The organism is Mailhella sp., from assembly GCF_057866825.1.
The window spans coordinates 1-10,799 of sequence record NZ_DBMAHT010000065.1 but is presented as its reverse complement, the minus strand read 5'-3'; the positions used below and the strand labels follow the sequence as shown (position 1 = coordinate 10,799).

9 protein-coding genes and 1 tRNA gene are annotated in these 10,799 nt (G+C 63.9%); 1 reads left to right on the top strand and 9 read right to left on the bottom strand.

The window, feature by feature from the left end; genetic code table 11:
• Positions 1-28: 28 nt before the first annotated feature.
• The 9 genes from ACZM96_RS07185 to hemW all read right to left on the bottom strand — a co-directional run bounded on the left by ACZM96_RS07185 (position 29) and on the right by hemW (position 7,756).
• A tRNA-Lys gene (locus ACZM96_RS07185) sits at positions 29-104 on the bottom strand.
• 99 nt (positions 105-203) lie between these two features.
• Positions 204-593, bottom strand: coding sequence for a pancreas/duodenum homeobox protein 1 (locus ACZM96_RS07180; protein WP_489488193.1), 390 nt, complete (start codon positions 591-593; stop codon positions 204-206).
• A gap of 362 nt (positions 594-955) precedes the next feature.
• Positions 956-1,744, bottom strand: a complete 789-nt coding sequence (locus ACZM96_RS07175) for a phosphate ABC transporter ATP-binding protein (protein WP_489488192.1) — start codon at positions 1,742-1,744, stop codon at positions 956-958.
• Between the two features lie 6 nt (positions 1,745-1,750).
• Positions 1,751-2,635 carry a PstA family ABC transporter permease gene (locus ACZM96_RS07170; RefSeq protein ID WP_489488190.1) on the bottom strand — a complete coding sequence of 295 codons (885 nt, stop codon included), beginning with the start codon at positions 2,633-2,635 and terminating at the stop codon, positions 1,751-1,753.
• Positions 2,632-3,459, bottom strand: coding sequence for a PstC family ABC transporter permease (locus tag ACZM96_RS07165; protein WP_489488188.1), 828 nt, complete (start codon positions 3,457-3,459; stop codon positions 2,632-2,634). Before ACZM96_RS07165 ends, ACZM96_RS07170 begins: the two co-directional genes overlap by 4 nt.
• A gap of 57 nt (positions 3,460-3,516) precedes the next feature.
• Positions 3,517-4,341 (bottom strand): phosphate ABC transporter substrate-binding protein, encoded by an 825-nt coding sequence (locus ACZM96_RS07160; protein ID WP_489488187.1) that lies wholly within the window; start codon positions 4,339-4,341, stop codon positions 3,517-3,519.
• A gap of 365 nt (positions 4,342-4,706) precedes the next feature.
• Entirely contained in the window at positions 4,707-5,333 is a 627-nt protein-coding gene (locus ACZM96_RS07155) for a D-glycero-alpha-D-manno-heptose-1,7-bisphosphate 7-phosphatase (protein WP_489488186.1), read from the bottom strand.
• Positions 5,334-5,594: 261 nt separating this feature from the next.
• Positions 5,595-6,608, bottom strand: coding sequence for a tRNA glutamyl-Q(34) synthetase GluQRS (gene gluQRS, locus ACZM96_RS07150; protein WP_489488185.1), 1,014 nt, complete (start codon positions 6,606-6,608; stop codon positions 5,595-5,597).
• Positions 6,605-7,756 (bottom strand): radical SAM family heme chaperone HemW, encoded by a 1,152-nt coding sequence (gene hemW, locus ACZM96_RS07145; protein WP_489488184.1) that lies wholly within the window; start codon positions 7,754-7,756, stop codon positions 6,605-6,607. Before hemW ends, gluQRS begins: the two co-directional genes overlap by 4 nt.
• Positions 7,757-8,835: 1,079 nt before the next feature.
• On the opposite strand from hemW, the gene ACZM96_RS07140 reads away from it, so the two are divergent.
• Positions 8,836-10,799: autotransporter outer membrane beta-barrel domain-containing protein (locus tag ACZM96_RS07140; RefSeq protein ID WP_489488183.1), on the top strand; the 1,964-nt coding region annotated here is incomplete at its 3' end.

The window sequence follows — 10,799 nt, the reverse complement described above, 5'->3', positions numbered from 1 at the left end:
CTTTGCCAGCATAACCCCTTGAAATTCATGGTGGGTCGTGCGCGATTCGAACGCGCGACTCTCTGCTTAAAAGGCAGGTACTCTACCTACTGAGTTAACGACCCTTCCGGTCGAAAAGACATAGCGCTATCGAGAGCCGGAGTCAAGAGAAAAATATGACGCCGCGCTCCAAAAGCGCCCGAACGCGCTCTCAGCGGAAAACGTCAGTCCACGCGGCGCAACGTCAGCGGAATGACGTGCAGCGCGCGGGAAATTTCGTCGGTGCTGCCGAGATTCCATTCCCAGGAGCCGTCCGGCCAGCCCGCGCGACGGGCCAGTTCCGCGGTCACGCCCTTGATGTTGATGATGGGATGCCGCAGAAACACCGCAGGCAGGCCGTGCGTCAGATTGCAGGCAAGGCACGCGTCGCCGCGCTGATGCAGCTCGAACAGAAAATCGAGCTTCCTGTCCGATCCCGAAAGAAGCGACATGCGGATGTCGTATGCGCCTTCTTCCGGATCCCCGAACAGCGCCTCGAAAAACTGATCGGTGCGTTCGGGAGGAAAAACCTCGTTCAGGCATTCAGGGGTGAAGATTTCTTCATAGCTCGGCATGGGCCTCTCCTTCAATGTTCAACGTGACGCGCCACACGCGCGTTCCCAAGATACTATCCTCCCGCCGCGCAAACGGCAAGGATGTTCCGCGGGCGGATGCACAGCCTCCGATGCGGACGCCTCCCCCGCTTCCTCCGGAAAAAACGGCACCCCCGCCTCCGGCTCGAACGCCGCAGGTACGCGCAGCCCGATTCTGCCCCGCAGGCCGCAGCAAGCCCGCCCGCCAGACAAAAGCCACACTTCGGTCCGGCAAAGCACAGAGATCACGCCTCAGACGCGAACTTTGCAAACACCGCCATCACGCGCGCCCGGTGCCGATGCTCTCCCCGCTTCCGCCGCCCGGCATCAAGCGCCGCGCCCCGCTAGCGTTCCGAAGCCTCGTCGAGCATGGCTTCCAGATCGGCTTCCGAAAGGCCCGCGGGGTTATCCACCACGCGCAGCACGCGCCCCCCTTCCATGACCGCCAGAAACGACGCCAGCCTCAGGCTCTGACGCAGGCCGTGCGACACCATGACCACCGGCAGATGTTCCGAAAGGCCGAGGAGCAGATCTTCCACATGCCGCGCCGAACGCACGTCCAGCGAGGCCGTCGGCTCGTCGAGCAGCAGCATTTCCGGCTCCAGCGCCAGCGCCCGCGCAAGGCACAGCCGCTGCTGCTGCCCCCCGGAAAGGCGTTCCGCGCTCATGTCGAGGCGGCCTTCCACCTCGCTCCAGAGATCGGCGCGCACAAGCGCGTTCCGCACGCGGTCGTCGAGCTCCGAACGCGGGCAGTTCATGGTCACGCTGAGCGGCGCGGCAATGTTGCGGTACACGCTTGCAGGAAACACCTGCGGCGTCTGAAACACCATGCCCACGCGCCGCCGAAGCTTCTCCAGCGGCACGGCGTCCGGCCCGGTGCCGGGGAGAGCGTCCACCACGCCCCCGGCAAGGCGAAGCGTCACCCGCCCCGAGGCGCGGCAGCCCGGCACCTCGTCGTTGAGGCGGTTCACCGCCCGAAGAAGCGTGGTCTTGCCTGATCCGGAACGCCCCACCAGCACCGCTATGCCGCCCTGCGGCACCGACAAATTCACGTCGGAAAGCACGGTGCGATCAAAGAACGACACCGACAGGCCGCCAATTTCCAGCACGGGTTCATGCCGCATCTTGTCCATGAAACGCTACGCCCTCCCCTGCCACGTTCTGCGAAAGCTCCTCTCCAGCGCACGCGCCGCCGCCAGAAGCAGGCAGGACACGATGAGCAGAAACGCCGCCGCGCCGAAGCCGCGCAGAAGCTCCTGCTGATCCTGATATTGGGAGGAAATGTAATAAATATCGAAAGACAAGGCTTCAAACTTGCCGAAAAGCCCGGAAGGCAGGCCCGCATTGGCCACCACGCCGGTGAAGAGAATGACGGCGGTATCTTCTGCGGCGCGCCCCACCGCAAGCACCACGCCGCCCAGAACGCCTCGCACCGAAGCGGGAAGAAAAAGATGAAACACCGCCTGTGCATGGGAAAATCCGCTGGCCGCGGCCGCAAGTTTCAGCGACGGCGGCACGGCGGAAAGCGCCTCGCGCGCCGAAGCCGCCAGCACCGGCAGCACCAGCAGCGACAGGCAGCACGCCGCGAGAAACAGCGAGGTATTGGCCTCGGGCATCACCGTGCGCCGCAAAAGCAGAATGAGCATGAAGCCGAACAGCCCCATCACGATGGAAGGCATGCCGGCAAGCACGTCCACGGCCGCGCCGAGCACGCGCTTTTGCCGGGGCGAGGCGAATTCGGCCAGATATACGCCGCAGCCCACTCCGGGAAACAGCGCCAGCAGCATGGTGAGCACCACCAGCCAGAACGTGCCCACGCACGCCGGCCAGAGGCCGTCCCACACGGGCGCGCGGCCGAGCACGGCGTCGAGCGGCGGCGTGCTGCCGAACAGAAGTTCCGGCCCGAACACGGGCAGCGCGCGCCAGAAAAGATATCCCATGAGCACGAACACCACGGCCGGAACCGCCACGGACGAAAGCAGCGCCAGCGCGCGGAAGCAGAGGAAAGGAACCGAACGTCTCATGACTTCGCCCCCAGACGCCGGATGCCGAGACTGACCAGCGCATTGACCGCCAGCAGCAGAAGTCCGGCCATGAACAGCGAATCGTAGGCCGCGCCGCCCACCTCATTGGCTGTGACGAGCGCCATGTGCGCCGTGAGCGTGCGCAGGCTCGAAAGCATGGATTCGGGCGCCATGGGCGCGTTGCCCGCCAGCATGAGCGGAAGCATGGTGTCGCCCACGGCCCGGCCGAAGGCGAGCACCGCCGCGGAAAGCAGCGTGGCGCGCGAGGCGGGCAGCACCAGATGCCACATGATTTCCATGCGCGACATGCCGAGCGCCACGCCGGGCAGGGCCGCTCTCTCCAGCCGTTCGCGAAGCCCGGCCTGAAGCACCAGCACCACCGTGGGCAGAATGAGCACGCTCAGCATGAGCGACGCCGTAAGCCACGAGAAGCCGGAACCGCCGAAGCCCCGCCGGATGGCCGGAGCCAGCAGAAACACCGCGGCAAAGCCGTACACCACGGTGGGCACGGCCGTCATGACGCGCACAAGGCCGCCCACCACGACGCGCCAGCAGCCGGGGCGTCTGCCGCGCGGCGGACAGAGCAGCCAGCAGCACAGGCACAGCCCCATGAGCCATCCGGGAATCACGGCCGAAAAGCCCACGGCCAGCGATCCCACCGCCATGGGCAGAATGCCGAATTCTCCCTTTCCCGGAGCCCACGACCACGAAAACGGGCCGCCGCCTCCGCCCGAAACAAAGGCGGGCAGGGCGAAGGCGACGACCATGAGAAACAGCAGCGCCATGGCCGTTGCGGCCAGCGCCACGGAAATACGCAGGAGCACCAGGCCCGCATCCCGGTTCCCCCGGCTGCGGCAAGACGCGGCGTTTCTCATGACGGCCTACTTCCTGTCCAGCGGAATGTAGCCGGAGGAGCTGATGAAGCCCTTGCCGTCTTCGGAATAGATGTAGTCGATGAACAGCGCGGTGAGGCCCTGCGGCTTGCCCTTGGTGTTCATGTACAGAAGACGGGTGATCTTGTAGGTGCCGTTCGCGGCGTTTTCCTGCGAGGGAACCATGCCGTCCACCGTGACGCCGCGGATGGAGGAATCCAGATGGCCGATGCCCACATAGCCGATGGCGTTGGGATCCTGAGCAATGGCGGTCTTCATGGCGCCGTTGGAATTCACCACGTTCGCGCTCTGCACGGACGTGCCCTTGTCGAGGGCGCGTTCTTCAAAGGTTTCGCGGGTGCCGCTGCCGTCTTCGCGCACGTAGAGCGAAATGGGAGCGTCCTTGCCGCCGAGTTCCTTCCAGTTGGTGATCTTGCCGGCAAACACGTCCTTGACCTGCGCCTTGGTCAGCGAGGTCACGGAATTGGACGGATTCACGGCCACGGCCACGCCGTCGATGGCAAAGGGGAAGGTTTCCAGACCATACTTGGTCACTTCGCTTTCCTTGAGGGCGCGACCGGTGTTGCCGATCTGCACGAGGCCCTCGCCCACCTTCTGCACGCCCACGCCGGAACCGCCGCCGGCCACCGTGATGCGGATGTCGCCGTTGGCGCTCATGATGGCCTGCGCGGCCTTCTTCATCACCGGAATGTGCGCCGTGCCGCCGGCGATATCAAGCGTGCCCTTCTGGCCCTTGAAGGAATCCAGAGGAGCGGCCACGGCCAGAGACGCGCTGAGCAGCACCAGCGCGAATGCGGAAAGAATACGATTCATGCTCACCTCACGCAGGAGGCGGCACCCTTCGGGAACAGTGAAGCATCGCAGAGACCGGCGCAGAACGCCACTACGAAAAACCGGCAAGACACACCTTGTCTCTGCGTATGAATGCGTCAGGTGTTCCTGAAAAACATGCCGGCCTCTCGTTGAAAAAAATGACAAACGGCGCGACCTTCGCGCCCTTAGCTCAAATTTTTGCCTCACCGGAGGGGGAAAGTCAAGCCGCGCACCCGGTTGCGTTTTCCGGGCACGAAGCGAAAGACACGGCGAAAGCCTCTCCTGCGGGGGATGGTTGCCGAGGGCTCCGGGAGCCGCGCAAACGAGGCGCGCCCCCTCTTTGCCTGCGCTACGGCGCGGCAACGTCACGCTTCCGGCAGGGAGAGCGTCAGCAGACCGTCCACCGCGGCGCGCACGTCCGGCGCGGCAAAAAGACGCGTTCCGGCGCGACGGGCTCCGGGCAGTTCGGCCACAACGGGCACAAATCCCCGCTGCAAAATCCCGTCGACATCCAGCCCGAGCTTCCGCGCGCTCGCCTCGCCCTTGCCGGTGAGCACCAGCACGGCCGCGGCCAGTCCGGCGTTCGCGCCGAAAAGAAGATCCTCCACCTTGTCGCCCACCATGGCGCAGCGCCCCTCGTCCAGACCGCGCGCCGCCTTCAGGCTCTCCCACATGCCGACATCCGGCTTGCGGCACGAACACGACTGCTCCGGCGCATGCGGGCAAAAGCGTTCGTCGTCCAGAGCGGCCCCGAACGGCGCAAGCAGCTCCCCGAGACGCTTCTCGCACGCGTGCCAGCCCGATTCCGGGAAATATCCGCGCCCGATGCCGGACTGATTGCTTATCACCACCGTTTTCACTCCCCGTCGGCGCAGGCGTCCCAGCGCCTCGCCCGTGCCGGGTATGAGCTCCACGCCCGCAGGATCCCCAAGATAATGCTTGTCCACAATGAGCGTTCCGTCGCGATCAAAAAGCACTGCCGACCATTCCATCCGGTCTTTCCCTCCAATATTCCAACATCCATTTTCCCCTCTGCCTCAGAGCTCCTCCGTCCATCGCCCTTCTCCGCCATGTTCCCCCGCCGAACAACAACGCCCTCGGCGGCATCAGGGGCTGTGCGCCGTGAAAGCGGGAATCCCCGCCGAACGGCGAAGCCGGAGGCGGAATCAGGGGGGCCGGGGGGGGAATTATTTCCCCCGGCGGGGTCCGGGGCGGCGCCCCGGGGCTCCGGGCTGTCCCCCTTCCTCTCCATCCTACTTCCAGCGCTGCGGGGCGCTCCCGGGGACGACGATGGGGCCGCGGGGCAGGCTGTGCCAGGGGAAGGGGCCTTCGTGCATGATTCTGTCGGCAAGGCGTTTCGGAGACGTGGGGGCGTTCGTTTCCTGGAGTCCGGCGATGCGGGCGAACTCGCCCACGACGGCCTGCGGGCTGCATCCCTGTTCGCGCAGGGCCGCAAGGCTCAGGCTGGCGTGGCGCTTGGCAAGGCGTTCTCCCTGCTCGTCGCAGAGCAGCGGAATATGCGCAAAGGCCGGAGGCGTGCCCCCGAGCAGGCGATAGAGCAGAAGCTGACGCGGCGTGGAAAGCAGAATGTCTTCCCCGCGCACCACCTGCGTGACGCCCATGCGCATGTCGTCCACCACCACGGCAAGCTGATAGGCCCACACCCCGTCGGAACGGCGCAGGGCAAAGTCGCCGCCGCAGCTTTTCAGCGAAATTTCCTGACGGCCGAGCACGAGATCGTCAAACACTTCCACGTCGTCGTCCGGGCAGAGCAGGCGCAGCGACGGACGCCTGCCTTCGGCTTCCTTTTCGGCGCGCTCCTCCGCCGTGAGGTGACGGCAGGTTCCGGGATAGGCCGCCCCCGCATCGCCGAGCCCGTCGGACGCTCCGTGCGGCGCGCCCGCCAGAACCCGCAGTTCCTTGCGCGTGCAGTAGCACGGATACACCAGCCCGTGTTCCCTCAGCCTGTCCACCGCCCTGTCGTACAGGCCGCGGCACAGGCTCTGATGATACGGCCCGTGCGGCCCGTGGTTGGGGCCTTCATCCCAGTCCAGGCCGAGCCAGGTCAGATCGCGTTCGATGGCGTCCATCCACGACTGACGGGAACGGTCGGGATCAATGTCCTCGTGGCGCAGAATCACGCGGCCTCCCGACGTGCGCGCCCCCATCCACGCCAGAAAAAACGACCACGCGTTGCCCAAATGCAAAAGACCCGTGGGACTCGGCGCAAAACGCCCCACCACGCCCCCAGAACCTGCATCGTTCATGCCTTCCCCTCCGGTTTCGGCGGAATGTGCTCAAAGCACTGTTCAATAACGGCGTTGGATACCAGCATCCCGCGCCGGGTAAGAAAAAATCGTCCGTCCGCAAGCACGGCCATGTTCCGCCGCTCCAGCTCCTCAATCAGCGCCCGGTTGTCCGAAACAAAGTCCCGGCCCGTCAGACGCGCGTAATCCGAAAGCTTGAGCCCCGCCGACGTGCGCAGACGCAGCATCACCAGTTCCTCCGCGCGCTCGGCAAAGCTCAGGCGTTCCGTCTCTCCGGCGTCGCGCCCTTCCCGCACCGCCGCAAGCCATGTTTTGAAATCCGCCGGCTCGCTGATGCGGCATCCGTCAAGAAAGCTCACCGCCGCAGGCCCCAGACCGAGATATTCCTCCCCGCGCCAATAGCCCATGTTGTGACGGCATTCCCGCCCCGGCCGCGCATAATTGGATATCTCATACTGCCCGTAGCCCGCCGCTTCCAGAAGCGCGCCCCCTTCCTCGTACATGGCGGCCGCCTCGTCCTCGCCGGACAGGCGCAGCGAGGCGCGCTCCCGAAACATGGGCGTGCCCTCCTCCAGCGTGAGCCCGTAGCAGGAAAGATGCTCCGGCGACAGCCCCGCCGCTTCGCGAAGCTGTGCCTTCCAGGCTTCCGGAGTTTCGCCCGGAAGACCCCAGATGAAATCCAGCCCCACGTTGTCGAACTTTGCGCGGCGCAACGCCTCAAACGCCCGGAGCGCTCCGGCCCGGTCGTGAACGCGGCCTATGGCCGCAAGCAGCGCGTCGTCAAGCGCCTGCACGCCCAGCGACACCCGATTCACCCCTGCCGCGCGAAAACCCGCCGCGCGGGACGCATCCACGGAGTCGGGATTCGCCTCCATGCTGATTTCCGCATCGCCGTCCAGAGAAAAGCAGTCCGCGGCCGCGTCCAGAATGCGGCCCAGCACCGGGGGCGGAATCAGGCTCGGCGTGCCGCCGCCGAAAAATACCGTGCTCACCCGCGGATGACCCAGCCCTGCCGCCCGGCGGCGCATGTCCGCCACCAGCGCGCGGGCCCACAACGACAGACCTTCGCCCGAACCCACCGGCTCGGAATAAAACGCGCAGTAACGACATTTACGGCGACAAAACGGAACATGAATATAGAGCAACATCCTTTCAGAATGAAAAAATCCCGTCACCCCGTCAAGCCCCGGGGCCGCCGCGAGAACCTGCGGACGGGGAAAAGCAAGAAAGCGGGGCAAGCACCGAGGACAGGCCGAAAGCAACGCCGTGGCGGGTATGGGGCGAAGCACGGAGGAGAAGAGAAAGGAAGCGGCGCGGGGAAGACACTACGGACAGACGGGAGAGAAAAATACCGGGGCAGGCAGCGGGCGGACCTCGGCGCAACACACCGCAGGGGTGCGGCAGGCGCTCCCGACAGAAGGCTCCGCAAGGCGCAGCAAAAAAAGCGACGCGGAGACGGGCCGGAGCGGACGGGAGAAAAAACGAAAGCAACGCCGGAAAAAGAGCAAAGAGAAAAAGACGGGTCCGGCGATGGCGGAGGGCCCTGCCCTGCCAAGGACAGGCCGGGCAGCTCGGAAGCCGCGCGGGCGCTCCGCCCTTCGCGCGCGGGCACGCGCGTTCCATAAAAACAGGCTGCGCTCCGTTCTTCCCCGGCGGCGACTGTAAACGCAAAACGGAGAAAGTGTGCCCGGAGGAATGGGGATGTGAGCAGAGAGCAAGGAAAAACGACATCAGGACGCCGCGGACAAGGCTCCATGTTCCCCGACGAAGTCCCCCGATGACTGCCGCTCGATGCAGAAAAAAATCCGCTCCTTATGCATAACATTTTTCTATCTGTCAAACGAAATCTTTACCATGTCTGAAAAAACATTTTATCGAGCATTCAATACAAAAAAATGTTGCTTCAAAAAAATTTTTTTTGCCATAAAAAAAGTTTATTACTGCATCATCAAGTTTACCTGTAAACCTTTATCCCGCATTGTTTCTTTCCATTTTTTAACGATAAATAAAATTTTCTTGCAAAGTGCAACACACCCCTTTTTTCTGCTGGCGTTAACTATAACTCTATGCTATCCGCTATCTTCCCAAACCCGAACTTCTATCGTCACACCTGTGCCGAACCCGTTTGTGCTCGAAAAATACTCCGGAATCGTCCCTCGCCAGGGTTCGGAAAAGCATCGGCGAGCGACGCAAGTTCCGAGGAAAACAGCATGGAGGCCTCTTCATCATGACGACCAAAGGCGCTCTCGGCAATCTCATCAACCGCTACGCCGCGGTGCTGAAGAAATGCCGCATCATCAATACGTTCGGCTCCCTCGCCGCGGCGGCCCTGCTCCTTGCAAGCATCGCCGGCCCGGCCATGGCCGTGGACAACATGTTCGACGACTTCATCCCCGCCGATCCCGACTTCGTGGTCAGCAGCGGCGCCGACGTCGGCCCGCCCAAAAACACCCACCACCTCACCGAAGGTCAGACCGGCATTTCCTGGGGCGTGGCTTCCGGCGCCGATACTCCCGCCGTCGTCTATGCCGACGCCAACAATCCCAACGCCGAAAACTACGGCAACATCTGGGTGAAATCCTCCGAAAAAGGCGGCTACGCCGAAGGCATGGGCGGCAAAACCGGCACCGACTTCACCCTCACCAACTCCGGCAGCATCTTTGTGGACGGCACTTCCGCCTCCGCCACCAAGGGCATGGGCGTCAACCCCAACGGCAAGGCCTTCAACGAGGGCGTCATCGCCGTGCGCAAGGGCAGCGCCATGACCGATAATTCCGGCTCCGCCAACAAAACCCTTGTGAACAAAAACATTATCTCCGTGGAAGACGCCGAAGGCATCGGCATCTTCTACCGCAAGGAAAACATCACTTCCGGCGAAGTCACCAATGATGGCGACATCTACGTCCACAACGGAGGCATCGGCGTCGCCATCACCAGCGACAAGAACGAAGAAGCCTACCACAACAAGTTCTTCACCAACACCGGCCTCATCAGGGCCGATGAAGGCAGCACCGCCATCCGCGTTTACAACACCGAAAACGCCACCATCAACCTCGAAGGCAAAAGCCGCGTGGACGGCCTCATCAGCCTCCAGGGCAAGAACAACAACCTTCTCATCGACGGCGTAGGCTCCTATGGCGTGGAAAATCTCTACGTCAAGGGCTCCTTCTCGGGCGAAATCAGCAATCACAGCAACATCAACTTCACCGACAATTCCCAAATTTCCCTGGACGACTCCCTCACCATCGACAACACTTCCAGCGTCATCCTCGCCAATACCAGCCTCGTCCGGGGCCAGGACTCGCCCGAATCCGCCCTCTTCCTCGTCAACGATGAAAAAACCGCCGTCAACGGCGGCATGAGCACCCGCGGCACCGCGTCCGTCGAACGCATGGAAAGCAGAGACGGCCGCGTTTCCCTCAAGGGCGCCGTCGTCGGCGACAACACCTTCGTCGCCCAAAACGAAGGCCAGCCCGTCGGCGTCGTTTCCGCCTCCCTCGCGGACGGTCGTTCCCTCGACATCGACCGCTCCCTCTTCTCCGGCAACTCGCTCAAAGCTTCCGCCGGAGTCTCCTCCCTCGGCGGCGCGGTCGTTTCCGTGTCCGGCTCCGAAAAAAGCCGCGTGTCCATCGCCCATTCCGACTTCATCGGCAACTCCGTCAGCGCCTCCGAAGGCCGCGGCGGCGCCATCTTCAACAACGGAACCGCCCTGTCCATCACCGACAGCTCCTTTGAAAGCAATCACGCCTCCTCCCAGGGCGGCGCCATCTTCAACAGCAAGGGCGGCAGCCTCACCTTCAACGGCGTGAACGTCTTCTCCGGAAACACCGCCTCCACCGCCTACAACGACATCCACAACGAGGGCTCCCTCACCGTGGCCGGCGGCGTCACCAAACTCGCCGGCGGCTACACCCAGCAGGGGGCGCAGTCTTCGCTCCGCGTGGCAAGCGGCGCGTCCCTCATCATAGGCATGCCCGACGCCGGCGGCGTGGAACCCGCTTCCGGCGAGGCCCTGCTCGCCCTCGGTCGTCCCCTCGATCTCGGCGGCGGCAGCCTCCACGTCGGCGATTCCCCCGCACGCAGCGCCTCCAACGTCATCTTCGGCAAAAACTCCCTGTTCGTGGTCGACGGTCTCGCCGCCAAGTCCGGCCCCGTGCTCTCCGGTTCCGGATCCATCGCCGTGGACGAAGG